18 protein-coding genes and 1 pseudogene are annotated in these 22,102 nt (G+C 46.1%); 16 read left to right on the top strand and 3 right to left on the bottom strand.

Going from position 1 to position 22,102, the window contains the following annotated elements:
- Window positions 1–11 precede the first annotated feature (11 nt).
- The 5 genes and pseudogenes from P378_RS09465 to P378_RS09480 all read left to right on the top strand — a co-directional run bounded on the left by P378_RS09465 (window position 12) and on the right by P378_RS09480 (window position 3,970).
- Window positions 12–908 carry a DUF6385 domain-containing protein gene (locus P378_RS09465; protein ID WP_099083072.1) on the top strand — a complete coding sequence of 299 codons (897 nt, stop codon included), beginning with the start codon at window positions 12–14 and terminating at the stop codon, window positions 906–908.
- Window positions 909–1,088: 180 nt separating this feature from the next.
- Window positions 1,089–2,195 (top strand): annotated as a pseudogene (locus tag P378_RS24100) (tyrosine-type recombinase/integrase).
- 17 nt (window positions 2,196–2,212) lie between these two features.
- Window positions 2,213–3,352, top strand: coding sequence for a site-specific integrase (locus P378_RS09475; RefSeq protein WP_099083073.1), 1,140 nt, complete (start codon window positions 2,213–2,215; stop codon window positions 3,350–3,352).
- A 35-nt stretch (window positions 3,353–3,387) separates the two neighbouring features.
- Window positions 3,388–3,516, top strand: coding sequence for a hypothetical protein (locus P378_RS22920; protein ID WP_274378680.1), 129 nt, complete (start codon window positions 3,388–3,390; stop codon window positions 3,514–3,516).
- Window positions 3,517–3,580: 64 nt separating this feature from the next.
- Entirely contained in the window at window positions 3,581–3,970 is a 390-nt protein-coding gene (locus tag P378_RS09480; RefSeq protein ID WP_099083074.1) for a DUF6262 family protein, read from the top strand.
- Between the two features lie 574 nt (window positions 3,971–4,544).
- Here the strand turns inward: P378_RS09480 and P378_RS09485 are convergent.
- Together P378_RS09485 and P378_RS09490 are read right to left on the bottom strand one after the other, a co-directional pair.
- Window positions 4,545–5,198, bottom strand: a complete 654-nt coding sequence (locus P378_RS09485; RefSeq protein ID WP_099083075.1) for a class I SAM-dependent methyltransferase — start codon at window positions 5,196–5,198, stop codon at window positions 4,545–4,547.
- 196 nt (window positions 5,199–5,394) lie between these two features.
- The gene (locus P378_RS09490; protein WP_099083076.1) at window positions 5,395–5,856 is read right to left on the bottom strand and encodes a hypothetical protein; all 462 of its coding nucleotides are present in this window, start codon (window positions 5,854–5,856) and stop codon (window positions 5,395–5,397) included.
- A 191-nt stretch (window positions 5,857–6,047) separates the two neighbouring features.
- Between P378_RS09490 and P378_RS09495 the strand changes: the two genes are divergently transcribed.
- The 10 genes from P378_RS09495 to P378_RS09540 all read left to right on the top strand — a co-directional run bounded on the left by P378_RS09495 (window position 6,048) and on the right by P378_RS09540 (window position 19,988).
- Window positions 6,048–8,018, top strand: a complete 1,971-nt coding sequence (locus P378_RS09495) for a tetratricopeptide repeat-containing glycosyltransferase family 2 protein (RefSeq protein WP_099083077.1) — start codon at window positions 6,048–6,050, stop codon at window positions 8,016–8,018.
- Complete coding sequence (locus P378_RS09500; RefSeq protein ID WP_099083078.1) at window positions 8,003–10,414, top strand: glycosyltransferase; 2,412 nt, start codon at window positions 8,003–8,005, stop codon at window positions 10,412–10,414. The genes P378_RS09495 and P378_RS09500 overlap by 16 nt, the downstream gene beginning before the upstream one ends.
- Window positions 10,415–10,800: 386 nt before the next feature.
- Window positions 10,801–12,054 (top strand): CsxC family protein, encoded by a 1,254-nt coding sequence (locus P378_RS09505; protein ID WP_099083079.1) that lies wholly within the window; start codon window positions 10,801–10,803, stop codon window positions 12,052–12,054.
- A 122-nt stretch (window positions 12,055–12,176) separates the two neighbouring features.
- Entirely contained in the window at window positions 12,177–12,953 is a 777-nt protein-coding gene (locus P378_RS09510) for a CsxC family protein (RefSeq protein ID WP_099083080.1), read from the top strand.
- 379 nt (window positions 12,954–13,332) lie between these two features.
- Complete coding sequence (locus P378_RS09515) at window positions 13,333–14,091, top strand: CsxC family protein (RefSeq protein ID WP_099083081.1); 759 nt, start codon at window positions 13,333–13,335, stop codon at window positions 14,089–14,091.
- A 122-nt stretch (window positions 14,092–14,213) separates the two neighbouring features.
- A complete protein-coding gene (locus P378_RS09520) occupies window positions 14,214–14,474 on the top strand; it encodes a hypothetical protein (protein WP_099083082.1) in 261 nt (86 codons plus the stop codon).
- Window positions 14,414–15,718 carry a hypothetical protein gene (locus tag P378_RS09525; protein WP_143338450.1) on the top strand — a complete coding sequence of 435 codons (1,305 nt, stop codon included), beginning with the start codon at window positions 14,414–14,416 and terminating at the stop codon, window positions 15,716–15,718. The genes P378_RS09520 and P378_RS09525 overlap by 61 nt, the downstream gene beginning before the upstream one ends.
- Window positions 15,719–15,884: 166 nt before the next feature.
- Entirely contained in the window at window positions 15,885–16,862 is a 978-nt protein-coding gene (locus tag P378_RS09530) for a hypothetical protein (protein ID WP_238473081.1), read from the top strand.
- A 21-nt stretch (window positions 16,863–16,883) separates the two neighbouring features.
- Window positions 16,884–18,854, top strand: a complete 1,971-nt coding sequence (locus tag P378_RS09535; RefSeq protein WP_099083084.1) for a tetratricopeptide repeat-containing glycosyltransferase family 2 protein — start codon at window positions 16,884–16,886, stop codon at window positions 18,852–18,854.
- The gene (locus tag P378_RS09540; RefSeq protein ID WP_099083085.1) at window positions 18,855–19,988 is read left to right on the top strand and encodes a glycosyltransferase family 2 protein; all 1,134 of its coding nucleotides are present in this window, start codon (window positions 18,855–18,857) and stop codon (window positions 19,986–19,988) included.
- Between the two features lie 164 nt (window positions 19,989–20,152).
- Here the strand turns inward: P378_RS09540 and P378_RS09545 are convergent, their stop codons facing one another.
- Window positions 20,153–20,389, bottom strand: a complete 237-nt coding sequence (locus P378_RS09545; protein WP_143338451.1) for an LbetaH domain-containing protein — start codon at window positions 20,387–20,389, stop codon at window positions 20,153–20,155.
- A gap of 14 nt (window positions 20,390–20,403) precedes the next feature.
- Here P378_RS09545 and P378_RS09550 point away from each other — a divergent pair, with 14 nt between their 5' ends.
- Complete coding sequence (locus tag P378_RS09550; protein ID WP_238473082.1) at window positions 20,404–21,990, top strand: glycosyltransferase; 1,587 nt, start codon at window positions 20,404–20,406, stop codon at window positions 21,988–21,990.
- Window positions 21,991–22,102: the final 112 nt, after the last annotated feature.

Genomic DNA, 22,102 nt, shown 5'->3' on the forward strand with positions numbered 1-22,102 from the left:
AGGTTAATCTTATGCCTAACTTCAAAATTTTCCAAGACAATCCAGATTACGCGAGGATCAAAATCTATGGAAGTAACAACGTTGCTTTCAACACAGACACCTCCGGTAACCTGGCCATTACTTCAACCGGTCTTGCCATTACTGCTCCTACCAACGGTCTGACAGTGACGGCTCCTGCCAGCGGTTTGGCAATCACCCCACCCACCGGCGGATTATCTATTACTCCGCCAACGAACGGTTTGACCATTACGTCAACCGGTCTGTCAGTCACCGCACCGGCCAACGGGCTGACGGTGACGGCACCAGCCAGTGGTTTATCCATCACCCCACCCACCGGCGGGTTATCCATTACGCCGCCAACCAACGGGTTAACTATCACTTCAACTGGTCTGTCCATTACTGCACCGGCCAACGGGCTGACAGTGACGGCTCCGGCCAGTGGTTTATCCATCACCCCACCCACCGGCGGGTTAACCATTACTTCAACCGGCCTGTCCATCACTGCACCGGCCGGCGGTTTATCCATTACACCACCCACCAACGGATTACTGGTTACAGGTACGCTGGCCAGCACACTGGCAACCACAGATGTATCCGCCACAAGGGCAAGCGTTACCAATACAGCTGGTTCACCCGACACAACCTACACTGTCCTGGGTGTTGCAACCTGGACCTTTGGTGTGGTTAACAACTCCCTGGATGCCAACGCACAGGCACTGGTTAGGCTGCAACTGAGCCCGGACGGCACCACCTGGGTGGACGAAGTCAGCAACACTACCATAAACCAGAATTCTATGGCAACCTTTGTCGCTACCACATTCCTGAAGTACGCCCGGTTATACTATGCCGCTGTTAACGCCGCCAGTGCCGTGACGTTAAATATCTTCTTCCAAGGTCAAACCTCTTAATAATTAAATAGCAACGGGGTGACTGGTGTTAAATACACTAGGGTAAGGGATAGACCTTATAGTATTCTAAGAAAGGGTTTATCCCTATTTTATTCTTAAAATACTAGTTAAATGTATTATGTTAATATAGTACTGGTAGTATAATATAGAAAATATTGTTTCTGATGGTGGTGCATCTCAGTGAGGGTGGAAACGGTTACAACTCCTGATGGGAAAACCCGGTATATGCTGGTTGGTTCGGATAGTGAGCCCGTCCTTCCCGTCATGCGGTTCATTAAGTTCAAAGATAACAGTGGAGCTGCTCGAAACAGCCTACGCGCTTACTGCCAGCACCTGAAACTCTTTTTCGAGTTCCTTGAGCAGGAGGAGCTGGATTACCGTAAAATCAACATAGACGACATGGCCGACTTCATGCGCTGGCTCCAGAATCCTACGGGAATCTGAAAGTAATCCCGGCGACACCCGTAATGTCCCCCCGCAAGCCAGCCACTGTGAACACCGTAATCTCCACGGTCCTTAATTTCTACGACTACCTCATGCGCCACGAGACTACAGCGTCCAGCTTTCCGAGAGGCTTAAAAAGACCATCCCCGGGAGCAGGAGGGGCTTTAAAGACTTCCTCTACCACGTCAATAAAGACAAGGAGTATCCGGCAAAGATTTTAAAGGTGAAGGTTCGCCGTTCCAGACCAAAGACTATACCCAAAGAGCAGGTAAAGAAACTGATTGATGCCTGTTCAAACTTAAGGGACAAATTTTTAATCCAGCTTTTGTGGAAAAGCTCCATGCGGATCGGCGAGGCCCTGGCCCTGTGGCTGGAAGACTTTGAGCCCGACGGACAAAAGATCCATATCCGGGATAGGGGTGAACTTCCCAACCTCGCCGAAATTAAAACCATCTGCAGCCCCCGGACGGTGGACGTTTCACCGGATTTGATCAACCTGTTTTTTGACTATGTGGCTGAATTCCACACAGACGAAGTGGATACAAACCATGTTTTTATAAAGCTGTCCGGGGAAAACAAGTACCAACCATGGAGTACCAGGACGTCGCCTCTCTCTTTCGCAGGTTGAAGGCCAAAACGGGAATTGACGTCAGCCCCCACATTCTTCGGCACAGCTCCTTGACCGAACTGCGCCGGACCGGCTGGAAGCCGGAACACTTGCAAAAACGGGCAGGACATGCCCAGATTCAGACCACCATGCAAATCTACCTGCACCCGAGCGACGAAGACCTGCGCCAGGATTGGGAGAAGGCAGAGGAAATGATGCGCCTTAAACGACAGTAAAAGGAGGGTTCTGAATAGTGAGCACGGTATATAGGCCGGTTCCGACGCCAGAAAAATGGCGGGAAATCGAGGAAACGCTGACGGGATACTGGGAAAAAGACAGGTGGGATATTACCGACCCCATCTTTGACGAGTTTCGGCCTGAACGTTGGACACTACCCAATAAGATTATTGACTTTTCCCGCCTGCAGCCAGGTATTAAGGAAGAGGTCAAGTTTTTCTTTATTCACCGCCTCCGTGAATATACCTTGCGGTTACAAACGGCGGTCTCTTACGGAACTTGCTTTGCCCGCTTGGCTGACTTTCTGAAGCAGGTTTATCCCGGAATCGGAAGTTTTACGGATTTTAAGATAGAGATAGTTATGACCAGGTGGCGTTCTTATCTGGTTGAACAGGGGGTTTCGGTCAACAAAAAAGGCCGTTTATCCAGTACCCAATACGAAACTCTGTTACAGCAAGTATATCAGTTTATGCTCAACTTCTACGACGACCGGGAGGAGTTTGAAAAGAACGTCTGGGACGTGCGGAAAATACCGGGAGCGAAATATACCCAAAACGAATCTCGTTACCTGCTTTCTTTTGAGGACATTCCCTTTCCCTTCCGGCCTCTGGCTAAAAGATACCTGAAGGTGCGAGTAGGTATTCGGTCATATAGCCAATGTAATACAGACTTAATAGCCCTGCGTTTGTTCCTGCGATTTATACATGAACAATATCCTCATTGGCAGGACCTAAAGAAGTTATCACGTAAAGACATGGAAAATTACTTGGCGTGGTACCGATCATATACAGAAGGCTGGCAAAAACAGCATCGTGATTGTCTACTCAGCCTACGGGGCTTTTTTGACTACATCCAGCGGGCCGGATACCCGGAGGCGCCGGAAAAACCCCACTTTTCGTTGTTATTCAAAGAAGATTTTCCTAAACGTGCTATCAGGTCGGAAGAGGATATTAAATTTATCCCTGAAGGAGTTCTAAAACAACTGGAAGAAAATCTGGAGCAATTGACACCTTCGCAGTATATCCCGATAGTTGTTCTCCTCCGCGCTACGGGCTGGCGCATTTCCGATATCCTGAACCTCCGGTATGATAACTGTCTAGACCGTACCGCCCAGGCTGGTGGCTCTGCGGCGATATTCCCAAAACTCAGGTGTTAAACCACCGCGTACCCATTACCGACGAGGTAGCCGCGGTGGTTCAAGCCGTAGTTGATGAAGTTAAAGAAAAAAGCATGCCGTATAATAACCCTAAAAAACTGTTGTTTGTTCGTTTGGACGGAAAACGTAAGGGCCGGCCACCAGAAGGGGCGGTAATTAGATAAAAGAAGGCCATATCCACACTTAGCAGGGAAAAAGGGCGGGAGTACGTGGGGGAGGAACGTTTAAATGTCCGGTAAGCACCAGCGTAACACGGAGGGATTGAAAAAACACGCCCGGCGCAAGAGCGAGGAAACCGTGAAAAAGATTGACGAGGCCATCCAGAGGCTGATTAAAGCCGGGGAGAAAATCAACTTCAACAGTGTTTCTCTGAAGGCCGGGGTGAGTAAGTCTTATCTTTACACCCACCAGGAGATCAAGGAGCGCATCGAGAATCTCCGTAAGCAGCAGGCGGCCGCGCCTTCTCCGAAGCAGATAAAACGGGAAATGACCGATGCCAGCAAGGACATCATTATTACTGCGAAGAATAAGCGCATCAAGGAACTGGAAGCCGAAAACAAGCGGTTGAAAGAGGAACTAAAAATACTGCGGGGAAAACTTTACGAATCGCTGGAGTAGGATTGATTTTGTGAGCGTTATCATCCCTAAAATATGGCCATGCTTGTTATCGTCAGGTTGTTTTTGGGGGAGATCCTTGTCTCCTAATGGAGTTGTTGCTTTTCTATCCCTGGGAAACTTCCGACTGCCGCGGGAAAGAAGAATTAGAAACACAGAAAATATATGCCATAAAGTGCTTCGTGCTCAAGTAAGATTCAAGAACGGGTGTGTGCTCGGTCTAATACAAAAACGTACGTTGTGAATATATAAACAATGAGAGAGCCTTATTTTAACAGGGCTCTCTCATTGTTAGTATAGATAATCATTTTCACCCCGTTATCATTTTTTAAGTTAAGTGGATAAACAATTGACCAGGATTTGGTGAAAAAAGTAGCCTGCTCATTTCCCCGGGCGTTAGTCGGTATCATCGGGGTGGAATTTGGGGGTGCAAAGGTTGATACCTCCATGCCAAATCTAAACTATATCGGCTACAGGTTTCATCAATCCCTGCCGCAGTACCTATACCATTCGGATGTCTGCCTGATTCCTTTTCAGATATGGAAAAAGAGGGGTCTTTTACCCCTCTTTGCGGCAGTTACAGTTGGTGTTTTTTCAGAACTGTTCTGTAGCAATAAAGTTTACCCCACAAATTGGATGTGACTGCATCTTCAGGCATGTTGAAAGTAAAGCTTCCAACAAAATTGAGTCCAACTTCATTGACCGTGTCCTTAAATTGTTCCAGGTTAATAGTAGGATAATCAAAGGTTAGAACGATTAAGCCGTTGTCCCTTAGGGTTCTTTTAAACTCCCCGAGGGACAGTTTTATGTCCTGAGGGCTCATATGTTCTAAAACAGATATACAAAATATTTTATCAAACTTTTTATCCTCATAGGGAAGTGACGTAATACTGCATTGATTAAAACGGATCTTTTGACAGTAGGCAAGTAAAGCCGGTTTAGACACTTTGTTCCCACAGTCATTTAAAATGTTATTTATGATCGCTTCCGGTGACAGTATTCTTTTGTCAAGATCACAGGCATGAACTTCTTTGCAAACATCTGAAAGGTGAAATTTAAAAGGGTGACAGATTCCACAGCCAGCATCTAAAACAGTATCCTCAGCTCCTGTAAATTTACTGGCCCATTCATACTCATAGTATCTGCTCCACCAAGTAGGAGGAAGTTCATAAACCATATAGTCCATTTTAGGGTCACTGTAAACAAAAAATCTTGAATCATATTTTTCCATTGGTGTCTCCTTGAAAATTTCTGTAAAAAGGATCTGCCCATGCAGCAATCCACAGTTCCTGTTTTTCCATAGATTTCACTCTGTTGCCTAAAGCTGTTTTAGTTACTCTATTTAGGAAAGGGACATTTAATGTAAACTTCTATGAAAGAACCAATTTGCGAACGACAGTATTGCCGCATCTCGCCCTTACTTTTTCTTACGGACAGATAGTATCTTCTACGCAGATGATGGTCTGGGCACACAGGTTGTTCAGGGTGAAACTGACGGTTACAGGACCAGAAACCGTATTAGGATCCTGGGTGGTTGTGATTGCAGCAGGGTCGATAGCGATAGAGGAAGTAATGGAGAACGCATCCTGACAATCGCAGGACGTTACACCGGTATTAAAGGTTAGTGCACCGGAATTGCTCAATACATCGCAAAATTCTTCAAATGTCCCTCCGTTTTGTAAGAAAGCATACTTAAACTGAACATCATAGGAAAAAGAGATGGTCGGAACAGGACTGACGGTAAACGCCGCATTGTAAAGAACAGCATTGGCCTCCGACGGGGAACCTAGACCGATCGGTGTAAAGGACGGGGTTGTACAGGTGACCGTAAAGGTTTCTGTCCGGTTTAAGGTCGTAATTTCCTGAACACAAATTTTTCTGACAGCCATTGAAATGCCTCCCTTTATTATGATTTATTGTATAATATTCTAGGTTTTGACATTTGTTACACTTAGTGTATTTTTAAATAATGTTTTTGCAGCTTACCCGACCTGTAATGTTATTTGTCTCACAGCAGCTGCACCAAACTTTTTTATGTCGCATATTGTAAACACAAAGGTCAAGTCTGGAGGTAATTATTTTGAAAGAGCCAAAGCATCCTCTGATTAGCCTTTGTATGATTGTCAAAAATGAAGAATTCAATATCGTTCGTTGTTTAATTAGTGTGATGGATTATGTAGATGAAATCCTGGTACTGGACACCGGTTCCAGTGACCGGACACCGGTTCTGGCACAAGAGCAAGGGGCCAGCGTCTTCTTCACTCAATGGGAAAACGACTTTGCCAAGGCAAGAAATGAAATTAAACAACGGGCCCAGGGAGAATGGATTTTTTACCTGGACGCAGATGAAGAACTGCCCCCGGAAACCGGGCGGTCCCTGCGGCAGTTGGCCCAACAAACCGAGGCGGAGGCCTTCACCTTCAGCATCATCAATTACACTTCTGCTTCGGAGCCGCAAAAATGCCGTGGCCTGAACATACGAATGTTTAAAAACAATCCCAACTATTGCTTTGAAGGTGCCTTGCATGAACAGATAGCACCCAGTATTCTGCGCCACAACCCTGCAGCAGCCATTGTCTATTCGGGTTTAGAAATTTTGCACTATGGCTACTCCTTTGATCATCCGAAACGAGCACAAAAAAACCGGCGCAACATAACCATACTGGAAAGCATGCTGGCAGAGAACCCCACGGACGATTTTATTCATTATAATCTGGGGGTTAGTTTTTATGTGAGCGACCAGTTGGAAAAAGCAAAACATCATTTTCTACTGGCTAAACAGTATGAGAACAAAAATTCCAACTACCTGCCCGGGTTATACCGTAATTTTACCCTTTGCCTGGTGGACCTGGGAGAGTACGAGCCGGCTCTTAAACTTGCCCAAGAAGGTTTGTCTTATTTCCCCGATTACCCCGACCTCTATTATCTTCAGGGGGAAATTTTTACATCGGTAAAGCTTTTTGAACTGGCGATGGATCGTTTTAAACAGTGCCTGAAATATAACAAGATCAACCCGCATTATATCTCCATGGAAGGGGTACAAAGTTTTTTAGCCTGTGAACAACTGGCCGATATCTGCATACATCTGCAGGATTGGGAGCAAGCCCTGAATTATCAACTCCAGGCCATTCAATCCGGGGCTGCTTCTTATGCTTCATCCCTACGTCTGGGTCTGCTGGCACAGCGTTATTTTAACAATTCGGAGGACACCATCAGCTTTTTGCAGACACACTTACCCCATGTAAGTCCGGAGGAACGAATCAAATTATTATTTGACATGGGCGAGTACAAAATTGTTGTGCGGGAAATAAACACCCTGCCGCAGCCATTCCCTGAAATCTATGTTCTTGCCAGCAAATCTTGCATTTATTTAAAAGATTGGCAGGCGGCTGAGAATTTTCTTTTGAAAATTCCCTCTTCCCATGAAGAAGTTACGTCCCTGGCTGCCATATGCCAGGTGCTGCGTCATGACATAAGGCATACAGAATTTAGTCGTGAAAAGGATGTGCTAAACCAATTTTTAGCCCAACATGTGGCACAACTCATTGACCAGGAACAAAACCGGCCCGGGAACGATTCTTTTTCCCCGTCTTTCTTGAATTTTGCCTACCAACTGGTTTCCTTTGATAGGGTTAAAGCCGTCAAGTTCTTAGAAACCGTTATGGAACCCTTACACCTTTCCCTACTCTACAGCCAAATGGGGCAGCAAGCCTTTACTCAGAAAAATCACAACCTGGCAGAAAGACTCTTTTCACTTTCCCTGTATCACCGAAAATATGCAGTCAACTACAAATGGTTCGGCCTCATCAACAGCTGCACAGGCAATAAACTGGAGGGGATTAGGTTTATCCGGCATGCCTGTGATTTGGAAAAGGACAGCCAAAATTATATTTCTTTATTAACTGTTCTAACTGATTTCTTCCAACATTGCTTAAGGCATATTTCTGCAAGCTATCCTCATACTTCGCCGGTACACCATCATCTGTTAGGGTTAGGCAGCTTTAAGAAGAAACTAACCGGAAAGGAAGAATTACTTTGCCAATCAACATAAGCCTCTGCATGATCGCTAAAAACGAAAGTGATTTTATTGGCAACTGTATTAAAAGTGCCCTGCCCTATGTAAAACAGATCATTGTTGTGGATACCGGTTCAACTGACCAAACTCCCGAGATAGCCCAAAGCCTAGGAGCGGAAGTCTATCCTTTCTCCTGGATCAATGACTTTAGCGCAGCCCGTAATTATTCCCTGGAAAAGGCCACGGGAGATTGGATTCTTTTTTTGGATTGTGATGAGGAGATCGACCCAAACCTGGGGCATCATTTAATGGAGGCAATTCAATCGGAGAACTACGATGCCTATTATCTTGACATCAGAAATCTTCTGGGAGAGGACCAAGAAATTACCTTTCAATCTGTCAGGTTGTTCCGTAACCTGCCACAATTCCGGTTTAAGGGAAAAATTCACGAGCAGATCTCCGATTCTATCTTTCAACATGCCGGACCCGCTAGAATCGGCCGTCTTAATGTAACCCTGCTGCACCATGGTTATAACCCGAAAAAGGTAAACATTCCCTCAAAAATTGTACGAAACGTAAGGTTGCTGGAAGAATCCCGGGGGGACCGGGTCTGCCGGGACGGCTTTTATCTTTATAATGTAGGAATAGAATATACCAGGCAAGGGCAATATCAAAAGGCTTTGGAAAACTTTATTGAAGCTTTAAAAGTAACCAATCCCAGTTCCGGATATGCTCCCCCGTTAGTCTATAAACTGGTGGTTTGTCTCATTGAACTTGGCCGGTACCGGGATGCTTTAGAACAACTGGCTTATTTTCAAAGCATCTATCCGGACTACGGTGAATTATTTTTCTTACAAGCCGCCAGTCACATTCGATGCGGGCGTTATTCCCTGGCTGCCCACAGCATTGAAAAAGCCACAAAAATGAGACACCGTAACCCAAAATACCCTGTGGAAGGCAAAGTTTTTGGCCAGTCTCCCGAACAGTTATTGTCACAAATAAGGCCCTTTCTCCTGCGAGGAGCAAAGCAGTTTCAGTTAAGTGTTTGTATTCTGGCAAAAGATGAAGAAAAGAACATTGCCAGGTGCCTGCGCAGTGTTGGTGAGATAGCCAATAAAATTATGCTGATTGTTACGGAATGCTCCGATAACACCCTGAACATCGCCTATCAAATGGGCGCCAACCTTTACCGTCTGAACTGGTCAGACAGTTTTGCCAAACTCAGAAACTTTGCCCTGCAGAATGCCGGCGGGGACTGGATATTATTTTTGAACGGGGACGAGGAAATGAACCTGGCTGATCTGCCTGTACTGCTGGAAGGTTTAAATACTTCCACTTCCGTTGGTCACAGGGTTCTGCTAAGAACTTTTTTCGACCCAAACAACAGGGGCAATTATCAGGAACAAGCTGTTTGCAGAGTCATTCGTAATAAACATGATTTGCATTATCATTCCCGGTTTATGGAAGATGTTGACCGTTCAATTACGGAGAAGCACGGGGAAATAGCGCTCACCTGCTTGCCTGTTACCGTTTTTCATTATAGTCAGAACGTAAAATCACAATCCAGGCAGGCAGTTTTTCGTAGAAATGTCTATTTACTTGCCAGAGATATGAAGGAATATGGTAGAAATCCTGTACTGCACCGGGAGATGGGATTTCAATTCTATAAAGCTGGGAAGTATAAAGCGGCCCTGGCACATTTTCAGGTGGCCCATGGTTTATTTGGCACGATAATACCGGCTAACTTGTACTACGGAATGATAAAATGCTTATTTAAATTAGAAAAATATAATGAAACAGTAACGGTGGCAAACACAGCCATCGATTTATACCCGGACTACACGGATCTTATCTATTTACAGGGTTTTTCCTACTTAAGAACGGGTAGTCTGCAGGCCGCCAGAGAATGTTTTGAAAGATGCCTGCAACTGGGTGATGCTCCCTGGGAAAAGTACCATAGGGGTTCCGGAGTTGCTAGTTATCTGCCCCACTGCCGGCTGGCGGAAATACATCTACTGCAAGGTGATACAGATAAGAGTTTAGAACACTACCGTTCTGCTGCTCAAACCGTTGGCGGAGCAGACCTGGCCATCCCCCCTCTCACGGATATACTCTTGTCTCAATCTCAACCCGGACGGGTGTTAGAGTATCTTAACGAAAATAACCTGGATAACTGCCGTAACCTTTGTACGGCTGCCATTGCGGCCAGTAAAAATAAATGCCTGCTGGAAAGTTTAGAACTATGGCAGGCAGCTGTGGAAAAGTTTATCGCGGCAAAGGATTTCGAACAGTACCAGGCCATTGCCGCTGCCATGTTCCATGCTTTAACCGATATTTACATGGAAGCAATTGAGCACAATCCAAACGCTGAGCAATTGCAAAAGATCCGGGAATTTTTTAAGAAAACAAGACAAAATTACTTTCCAATTTAACGTAAAGAATCCCTCCATGACCGTTCCTTGTTTCCTCTTGTCCTAAGAAGAAACATAAACTTGCATTTTTTCCGCTGTATTAATAACATATTAACTTCTATTGAATAGCATGTAGTAAAAAAGTTTTTTGAGGAGGGATAAGTCTTGTTTAACTTTAAAACAGATTTTTTGAACAACGACCTAAAGAGAGACAACTAACCAGTCAAGAACAGGAACCCCTAGAGAACGATACAACCTTATCGTGGCCTGGTCTGAATGAGGTAATAGAAGCAGAAACATTTCTATCAAAACCGGAGGAAGATGAGCAGGAGGAAGTTAACCATTGTGCAGAACCCGGCAGGGACGAGCAAATTCCGACTGAAGCAATCGTATCAGACGAGGTCCCGGTGTTTTACCACCCGGGCAGAGCATGCGTTGAAAGCATTAACAGGAGAAACGTCCAGGACTGTGAGAATACCCCGGTAACCATCACCGGGCTTACAACCGGAGTAACGGCAAAAATACCGGTGGTTCTGGCAGAATTGGCGGTACAGATAAATTTGGCTTCCGTGATTAAGTTACCTGAAAAAGCAATGGGAATAAAAGATATTGGAAAGCGGGTAAAGCTCACCCAATGCCTGCTTTTGCTTGATCCGGGAGAACAAATTCCTCCTGTGCTTTTTCTGGAGGGCTTTGTTCGTAAAAACATTACTTATGCTTCAAGGGGCTGTGCCAATGATAAGGGGATATGCGGTGACATTCGCCATTGTGCCGTTGATGTTCCCTTTAACTGCACAACAACAGTTGAATTCATCACAGATCCAATACTGCCCATCATTAATACCAGCGCTGAATTTGAATATATTAGAAAACAGGCTTTACCCACCCGTAATTTCGCCGAAAAAGATGAACTGCTTTCCGGTGACTTTTCGGAATTTAACCAGGCAACCGAGGAGTTTTACAACGAACTCCCCTACTGTGAATTGGTCAGCAGCAGGATTGTTGAATATGATGAATTTATTAACCGCACCCGACCGTGTGGCGACCTTCCCATTGAAGAAATCGAGTTTTCTGTAATAGAGCAAAAAATGGTTATTTTGCTTACTATTAAGGTTCTTCAAAAACAACAGGTAAGTATTCCCCCTTTTTCGGATGCACTGCTCAGTGATTTTCAAAGCCAACTGCCTGAAGTTAACAATGAGAGTAAGTTTACAAAAAACCTGTCGGAAGATGACACAGGCTTAATTGAAGAAGATTCTTTTCCGGAAACCGAGGTCTTCCCCTCTGACCTGCATGATGAAGAAACCGTTGAACCAGAGACACTGTTCTACAAGGAATACCTACCGTCAGTTGCTGACCCGGGGGTTACAGGTCCGAACCTGAATATCGAAGAAATAACCGAAATGTCCCAGGAGGATTCTACCCTTCTTACAGATCAGGAAACCGGTGATACCGGCCTTCTCATTGAGGAAACAACTGAAATCCCGCAGGAGGATTCCACCCCTGTCACAGATCAGGAAACCATAGGGGTAGGTTTATCGGTTGAAGAAGCAGCTGGTTCAGAAGGTAACCTGCCTGTTATAACGGAATTAAGCGGTTGGAATGATGAACCTCAGGATAAAACTGAACCTCTAAGAAATCAATGCCCTTTTAAACGTTAACCTGATCCTTTAAGAAAAATTCAAAAACTATACAAAAATTAGGTTTCAAGTCCAGAAAATGTAACCCGAGTCAAGCAAGATGAATATCATGCACTATCAAATTATAAAGGGGGATTACCTGAATGTCCAAAAATGATGTCTTTGATCAATTGCAGGGAGAATTGGTAAAAAGCAAAAGTCATGCAACGGCAACATGCGTTAATGTTACCGGCGGAACTCAACCGGACTGTGTGAGCACAACCGCTGCCATTACCCAAATAACCGGTCCCGTAACCGTAAAAATACCGGTGGTGCTGGCCGAACTCACCGTACAGGTCAACATGGACTCCATGATTACCCTGCCTGAACCGGCCCTGGAAATCAAAAGAATCAAAAAGCGCCTGAAAGTTACCCAGTGCCTGCTGCTGCAGGACACCAACGTACTCTTCTTAAAAGGTTTTGTACGTAAAAATATTGAGTATTCTACCCGTGGATGTTCCAATGCCGAGGGTGTCTGCGGCGACATCCGCCATTGCACCGTGGATGTTCCTTTTAGCTGCTCAACACCGGTTATCTTTAACGGGGCTATGCCGGCAACTTTAGGCATCAATACCAGAGATGAGTTTGAATTCTTCCGCAGACAGGATTTACCTGACCGTGAATTTGCCGAAAAAGATTTTCTGCTTTCCGGTGATTTCTCAGAATTCAACCAAGTCAGCCAGGAATTCTTTAATGAACTGCCCTTCTGCGAATTGATTAGCGCAAGGATTGTTGAGTTTGATGAACTGATTAACCGCGTCCGCCCGCACCACAGCAACTTACCTTTTGAAGAAAGAGAATTCAAACAAGTTGAAGAAAAAATGGTTCTCTTTATTACTCTGAAGATCTTACAAAATCAGCAGGTGCTTATTCCTAATTGATCTTCGGCGTTGACATGTCAGAGGTTTTGAAGAAGTTTGTTGAAAAAGAACCTGAATGCACCGAAAGTTTAAGGATTTCTTAATATCCTGATTTTAGGGAAGTAACCTTGCTCCCCAGGGCATAGGCATTACTTCCTTATTCATTTGTTTAAATTAATTAACATTTTATTCATTACCTTCCATATTTTACTGTATATTATTCGATTAAGAGTTAAGGTGACACTTTTTTCCATAAAATTCGAAAATTTTTCTTGACCGGGTTGGTAGAGAAGGAAATCAAACTCACCTGTTCATCTAATTGGTTTTTTTCCATAAAAAGTAACATAAAAAGTCCGCCTTGAATAACATGCAATAAATTCATTAAAGGAGGATTGATACAATGTCAGGATGCTTTCCCCCACCCAAACCAAAGAGAGTCTTTACCGGCGGGGTCCAACCCGAATGTCCCAATGTAACAGTACCGATTATGGGATTGGCAACCGGCGCCACAGTAAAAATACCGGTTATACTGGCGGAATTTACCGTTCAGGTAAATGTGAACTCAACCATTACTCTCCCGGAACCGGCTTTGGAAATCAAGAACATCAAAAAACGGGTTAAAATAACCCAATGCCTGCTGCTGCAGGATCCCATGCAGCCGGCCGGACCCACCGTGCTGTCCCTGAAAGGATTTGTGCGTAAAAACATTGATTATTCCACCCGCCTTTGCTCCAATACAGAGGGTGTTTGCGGGGACATTCGTCATTGCACCGTCGACGTTCCCTTCAGCTGCACAACGCCCGTTACCTTTAACGGGGCTTTACCGGCAACCATCATGACCAATACCGTGGAAGAGTTTGAATTCTTCCGCCGGCAACCGCTTGCCGGCCCCGGCTTCGCAGAAAAGGATCAATTATTGTCAGGGGATTTATCCGAGTTTAACCAGATAACCCAGGAATTTTTTAATGAACTTCCCTTCTGTGAATTGATCAGTGCCAGAATTGTTGAATTTGATGAGTATCTCAATCGTACCCGCCCCAAAACCGCTACCCTGCCCTTTGAAGAGAGGGAATTCAGGCAAGTGGAAGAAAAAATGGTTATCTTTATTACCCTCAAAGTCCTGCAAAACCAGCAGGTGGAAATCCCGGCAAGCATTTAACGGGCACAGAATGCAAGAACACACTCGAAATTTATTTCGGGTGTTTTTTCTTGTGGAAAAAAGTAACCGAATTCCCACCAGTGGAATAAATTAACAACAAATGTAATAAAGGAGGTAAGCTGATGAACCAAAAGGAGTTTAAACAGTACATCAAAACCATGGTTAACTCCATGCTGGAAAAAATACCCAGTTATTCCGAAGAAGAACTGGCAGAGTATTTCAGCGAAGGTTTTTCGGATGATTACTCTGAAGATTTTCCGGAAGATTTCGACCAGGACATCCCCGATGACATGATTGAAGAATTGGCAAACGACCTGGCCAGGTGGAAGAAACCTTTGGTTTTGGTAAGGACTGGGGGAATACCGCTGATTGGGGAAACCTGATTGACTGGGCCGGTATGAATGAAGATCTTGACGGTTACGGCAGCAGCGGCGTGTGTGACTTTAAGGATCCCTGTCATAAGCCCCACCATAAACCGCATCTTAAACCGCACCATAAACACCACTGCCATGATGATAAGCTGCTTAAATGCTTTATTTTCACCTGTCTAAAGCTAAAGCTCATTCTGTGCTTGCTGAAAAACAACAAATTTTGTCTCAGGGAAATTAAGAAAGAAATTGCTCTTCTTGAGAAAGCAATTTTCAGTCCCACCTTTGGTTTAAAGGAAATCAAAAGAGAAATCAGGCGTATCGAATGCGGTATTTTCAGTCCCACCTTCGGATTGCCGGAAATTAAGAGGGAAGTAAGAAACATTGAACTGGGTGTTTTCAGCCCCACCTTCGGCCTGCCGGAAATAAAGTCGGAGGTTTCGCTGATTGAAACCATTGTGGCCGGCATTGCTGACGAGATTGACAGTCCGACCTTCGGTCTGGTAGAAATTAAATCCGAGGTATCGGAAATCCTGGCCATTGTCAGCAATCTGAATGTTGTTGTCCCGACTCTTCTGCTGGTGGACATTAAATCCGAAGTCTCCGCCATTGAATCGGCTGTCTTCAGCGAAACCTTCGGCCTGGCAGAAATTAAGTCCGAGATTTCTGAAATCCTGGCAATTGTAACCAACCTCGACTTCACCCTGTTCTCTGACATTAAGTCCGAAGTATCCACCATCGAGTCTGCTGTCTTCAGTGAAACCTTCGGTTTAGAAGAGATCAAGTCTGAGGTATCCGAAATCTTCGGCGCTGTCTTCAGCCCAACTTTCGGCTTAGAGGAAATTAAATCCGAGGTATCGACACTCCTGTTTGAATTTGAGCAATTTGCAAGCGCACAGGGATTCTCCACAAACCTGACCACCGGCCCCTTCCTTGCATCTGCTACCGAGGATAATGCCGAAGTTAAAGCATTTAATGCCACCGCAACATTCCAAAGCGTAACGTTTGAAGTATTTGATATAGGCACCTGTCCTATTTCACTTGTTAACTCTGTTGCATTCTTAGATATCACTCCCTGCTGCGGAGCCAGTGCTTTTTTTGTAATTAATCCTCTTCTTACAGAAACGAACTTAATCCTTAACGCCCAAACCAGCTCCACCTTTGGCATCTTCCTTTATGCTGCAACAAGGGCACTCTTAGTTAAACAAACAGAGTTCTTCTCTGCAGACTTCCTGCCTCTGGGTACCATCTGCGTATAATCCATCGTCTCCCGGTGCCGGCAACCTGTTGCCGGCACTTTGCTTTTTAGCCAATTTTATTTTTATGCTTACCTCTACAAAAAATCATCTTTCCCTGGCACTTTAGTAACAATTATCATCCCTTGTCATATTATGTAAAAGATAATTATTAAAGGAGGTCTTTCTTGTGTGGAACTGGGATGACGATGATAATCCCTGGGGCAAGGATATGGACAAATGTAAGGATAAAACCTGCAGCGGTGACCAATACGATGATTTCGATTTGGACCACGATGCCGTTTTACTGCACAAAATTATCAAGGCCCTCTGCATTCTGAAGCGGGAGCTTGCAAAATGCGAAGAAATCCTTTGCAATCCCAAGTTTGGTTTGAAAGAAATTAAGCGTGAAGTGAGAAACATCGAGCGGGGTGTGTTCAACCCCACCTTTGGCCTTTTAGAAATTAAATCCGAAGTGTCAATGGTGCAAACCATTGTCGGCGGCATCATGGACCAGCTCGATAACCCCACCTTTGGTTTAAGTGAAATCAAAGCCGAAGTATCGGAAATCCTGGCCATAGTAAGTAATCTTGTCATCGACTGCCCGGTGGCTCTGCTGTCCGATATTAAATCAGAAGTCTCCGCCATTGAGTCTGCGGTCTTCAGCCCCACCTTCGGCCTGCAGGAGATTAAGTCCGAAGTCAGCCAGATCCTGGCCAACCAGGCTGCCAGCCCCTTCTTGACCACCGGTCCTTTCTTTGTGGATTGTGATGAGATAACCGTCCTGCTGAAGGGTCTCAATAACACAAATGTCGTACAAAGTGTTACCTTTGTTGTACGTAACCTGACAGACTGCCCGTGTGTTGACTTAATCGAGGTAGGTTTCACAATACCGGCGTGCTGCAGTGAGGATACAGAAGTTGCCATCCCCGGTACCGGGCAAAGAAATCTCGAAGTAAGGGCCATTACCAGCTCTGCCATCGGCGTCCTGGTTTACCTGGCCACCAAAACCGGCGCACCTTTCAGCTTGGCAGCAAAGTCAACGAATTTAAACATGCAGAGTGGGTACCCGTCGCTACCTTCTGTACCTAAAGCCCCCGGTCGGCAACTCCCGGTTGCCGACCCTTTCTTTTCACAGTATCCACTCCCCCGACATATACTGGCTTAGAAAAGTGTATGGAGGAAAACCATGATCTCATTGTGCATGATCGTCAAAAACGAGGAACGCAACCTGGCCAGGTGCCTGAACAGCGCCAAAGACTGTGTGGATGAAATTATTATTGTAGATACCGGCTCCCAGGATAATACCGTAAAAATAGCGGAGCAGTTTAATGCGAAAATTTACCATTACAATTGGGATGAGGACTTTGCCGCCGCCCGCAATTTCAGCCTCGACAAAGCAGCCGGAGACTGGATCCTCTATTTGGATGCCGATGAGGAACTGGAACCCGACTGCTGCGAGCGTTTAAGAAACCTGGCCCGCACGGACCGCTATGAGGCTTATTTTTTCCAGATCATTAATTTAACGGACGGCAATGACCCCCTGAAGCATATAAACGTGCGCATGTTCCGTAACAAACCGGCGTACCGCTTTGAGGGGAAGCTTCATGAGCAGGTTATCAGTTCCATATCAGCCGGAGGCAGCACCGCCGCTGTGGTAAACTCCGGCATCAGCATTTTGCACTACGGTTATCTGGCCTCGGAATTTATAGCCAAGAACAAGGCCGTTCGCAATCACCGCATTAACCAGCGACTGGTAGACAATGACCCGAACAACCCCTTTTACCTGTACAGCCTGGGAGGTTCCTGTGTTAATTTGAATGATCTCGAAGGCGCCTTAACTCATTACAAGAAGGCCCTGCAGTACGTTAACCTGCGGGCCATGTACGCCCCCAGCATCTTTATCTCCCTGATCTCCTGCCTCTTGAAAATGGGACGGTTGGATGAGGTTGTAGAATATATCGAACAATGCAAGGCCAACTACCCGGACTATGTAGATATCTACTTTATTGAGGGAGAGCTTTACTACCAGTTGGGTCATACCGGGAGAGCCACGGCCTGTTTTGAAAAGTGCCTCAGCCTCGGGGAGCAATCCTCGGGTAAATATACCTCCCGCACCGGGGTGGGCAGTTTCCTGCCCAATTTTAAACTGGCGGAAATTTATCAAGCCGAAGGTGACTTTAAGAAAGCCCTGCAGTATCAAATCCAGGGGCTAAGACTGAAGAACACCGACATGAAGAACTATATAACGCTGGCTAAAATCCTTAAGTCCTCCCTGAATGACGGGCGGCAGGTTTACGAAATTTTAAAGGCTAATGTCAAACATGCCAATAAGGTTACGGAACAGACCATGCTGGCCCGGATACTCTATGAGATTGAGGAGTATGAACTGGCATGTCAGTTATTTAATGAACTTCCCGGAGATAAAACAGACGTCGCTCAATACAAATGCATGACCTTCATTAAGACGGGCCGGTTTCAGGAGGCAAGCCGAACGTTAAAGGATATTCACGAATCCCATTTATATGAAACCATTTTAGAAGAGCTGGTCACCGCCCGGTGGACCGCCGGTCCCCCGGTGAATGCCCTGCCCTGCCTGGAACAAAGCACCGCCCTGGACCCTGAGTATCGCGAGGTGCTGCAAAGCGTCAACGCTTTGTTGTTCAATCGCTCGCCTGCTGTGGAAGTCAATGTCAGCAATTATTATTTTGGCAAAATCCTCAATAAGCTCCTGGCCCAAAAGGGGTTTGCAGCGGCCAATAGCCTGTTAACCCGCTGCGGCCTGGCCTCCGCAGAGGCCAAAATTGCTTATCTACTGGAAGAACCGGCCAATCAGGACAGGGTTGAAATGGCCGGCAGGCTGGCTTTGCAGGAAATGAAGAAAGGTTCGGTTCACCCGGACTACTATTATGCGCTGGGCAAGTATTTTTACAACAATGATGAACTGGATACCGCCCAAACCATGCTTCACCGGGCATTGGACATGGTGCCCGCAACAGACCGCTATGAACGCTTGGTAAAGGAGATCTATAGCAGACAAACTTTGAAAATGGTACAGGCGGCATTGCAGCATTATCCCGATGATCCCAAGTTTAACGGCTGGTTGATTGAACTGCAAAAAATTCTGAAAAAGGATACCCGGTTGAAGGGAGTTCATTAAATGCCTAAAACCATCAGCTTGTGCATGATTGCCAAGAATGAAGAGCAGCATATCGCCCGCTGTATCAACAGCGCCAAACCCTTTGTGGATCAAATCGTGGTGGTGGACACCGGTTCCACCGATTTCACGGTGGAAATTGCTGAACAACTGGGGGCGGAGGTCTACCACCACGTGTGGCAGGATGACTTTGCAATGGCCCGCAATCAATCCCTGGAGTACGCCACCGGGGACTGGATTCTCTTTTTGGACTGCGACGAAGCACTCCAACCGGAGACCGCTCCTTTGCTCAGGAAAGTGATTGAAAATGAAAATTATCAGGGTTACTGGGTCAATATCACCAATCTGTTTAATGACCAGCCCAGTACCAGTTTTACAGGTTTCCGGCTGTTTCGCAACAACCCCCTGCATCGCTTTGAAGTGCCCATTCACGAGCAGATATTGCCCTCGGTGATTCGCAATTCTTCCCCGGATAAAATTGGTCAATCCAATATCACGATCTACCACTATGGTTATGAAAACGACCCGGCGGTGTATAAAAGTAAAATTGAGCGGAACTTAAGGATTCTATATAAGGCCCTGCAGGATTATGGTCAGACCGGTTTTATCCCCTTTTATATCGCCGTTGAACACCAAAAACTGGGAGAATACCGGAAGTCTCTGGAATACTACCGGATGTCGCTGCAGAAAACGCCTTTAACGGAATCCTACGCGCCGACCCTGGTTCGCAGTATGGTGTTCTGCATGTTAAACCTTAAACAATACCAGGAAGGCATTGACTTCGCCGACCGTTATTTACAGGCGTATCCCGATTACACCGACCTGGTGTATTTAAAAGGAGTCATCTATGCCGAACAGGGCAAAACTGCCCAGGCCCTGGCCTGCATGAACCGGTGTCTGGCCATGGGTCCACCGCCCATCCGGCTTTTCTCTACGCACGGTATTGCTGACGAAAAACCCAGGGTTTTAATCAAGAATTTAACGGACAGCTTAATCCAACAGGGAGCGGACGATTTCGCCCGGGGGAAACCTTCCCAGGCTTTTACAGCCCTTGATACTGCGTTTAGCCAGCTCAAAAAGACACCTTTCCAGGACATCTTTAATAAAATGATAGAAACCAGGCTAGCAGCCTTATAGGGTACCCATACCAGACGAAAGAGGAAGGAGCAGTGCCCAGGACTGCTCCTTCTTCTTATATCAATCTTTATAACCCTCTACCGCCGGAACTTCTTAATCAAGCACCTGACATAATTGACCATGTCCAGGTCAAAGATGACCTGCTTCCCTGGAGTACGGTTCTGTTACATCGTTATTTCACAGTCATCCCCTACCAGCAGCCGCAGGGCCCGGCGCTGGCTTTCCTGCCGGTAAACCTTGCTGTTGTAACCGATTAAACTATCTTCAATCCGCTCCACATTGCGCAGGTGACAGTTGTCTAAAATTACAGAATGTTCTATACTGACATTTTCCAGAATACTTCCGTTACCCACGGTGGTGTAGGGTAATTGAAATAAAAAATGACTTCCACAGAAAAGCAATCCACGTTGTATATTTGCTCGGGCACGTTAGTGTCTGTGGCGGGGTAAAAATTATCCTGGAACATGCCAACGAACTGGTCAAACACGGTATACGAGTCAGCCTGCTGGCCCATTTCCCAAAACCGGATTGGTTTGAGATCAAGGCAGATTATATCCAGCTTCCCTTTGGTATTGAGCTGGCCCGGGGCATTCCCGGTGACTGTGATGTGGTGGTGGCCTCTTACTGGGATCAACTGGGGGCCTGTGTGGAGTCCTGCACCGCCCCGGTGGTTTATTTTGAGCAGGGGGATTTTCACTTGTGGGACTGGGATAAGGTCAGTGAGGATAAACAGCAGCTCATTCACAAACTTTATCAGCTACCCGTGCATGTGATTACCTGTTCTGAAACCGGCGCCCGTAAGATTAAAGAAGTCTTTGACCGGGAAGCCCCGGTCTTTCCCAATGCCCTGAACGACCAAATTTTCTATCCAAAAAGCCGTGAAGCGGAGAAAAAAATCGTCCTCGGGGTGGGCCGGGATACCACCCCCTTTAAACGAATTCCGGATATCTGGGAAGCCTGCCAACTGGTGCGGGAAAAGGGTTATGACGTGGAATTCCAGTGGGTCACCCCTTTCCCCCCGGCACAGCCCCTGGGTACAGTGGTGATCAACCCCTCCCAGGAGGAACTGGGTTCGGTTTACCGCCAGACCTGGACCTATGTTTGCGCTTCCGAATATGAAACCTTCCCCCTGCCTCCCCTGGAGGCTATGGCCTGTGGCACCCCGGTGATCACCACCCCCAATGACGGGGTGAAAGCCTACGGGGTGGACGGGGAAAACTGTTTGTTCTTTCCGGCCGGCAACACCCGTGCACTGGCAGATACCATCATTCGCCTGCTGGAGGACGGTCCGTTATACCGGCGCCTGCAGGAAGAGGGCTACCAAACCGCCGCTCTCTTCAACTGGCAGCAGATTATCCCTAAGCTGAAAGCCTTCTATAAGGAGGTGGCAGGTTACCGGCCGGTGGGCATCAATACCGAACAGGATTGGCTAAAACTTGCTCCTGTGGATCTGAACCCCACGGAACAGCAGTGCGTTGAACAATTTTTAAAGGGCACGGCGGCGGATCTGGTCTATCTGCCCTTTACCTACCGCATTGGGGATGAATTCTCCGTTGTCCGCTGGCACCCGGTTTTTCAAAGAAAGCTTACCTTAAGCCGCCAGGCGGATTTCCTCTATTGTTCTTTTCAAGAGCGTTCAGCGGAAGACTACCCCTATTACGACGCGGTTGGCGAAGTGCTCTCCCAAAACTACCTGGAAGCGGTAACAAAATTTAAAAAATTCCTGGATGAGACCAAAAACTCCCTGGAAGCAACAGTTTTATTAAGATGGGTGGCATGGTGCCTGATTAAATTAAGCCGGTTCAATGAAGCTCAAAACCTGCTTAATAAAGGGGTTAAACTCTACCCATCCTATGTGGATATCTATTATTTGTACAGCTTGCTGTTTCACCACTATGGCAGCACCCTTGAACTGCAAGCCGTCAGGAATACCATCAAGACCCTGGGGGATACGGTGAGTTTTCCTGAATATATTCAAAACATTGAAACTTTGGTACCTTAAGCCCTGCCACCGGCAGGGTTCTTTTTTGTGTTCTTTCTTCCGGCAAGAACCAAATTTTACTTGCCGCAATACTATGGAAGAGAGCAGGACTGATTATCCATTACAGCGAGGT

It is taken from the genome of Desulforamulus profundi (assembly GCF_002607855.1).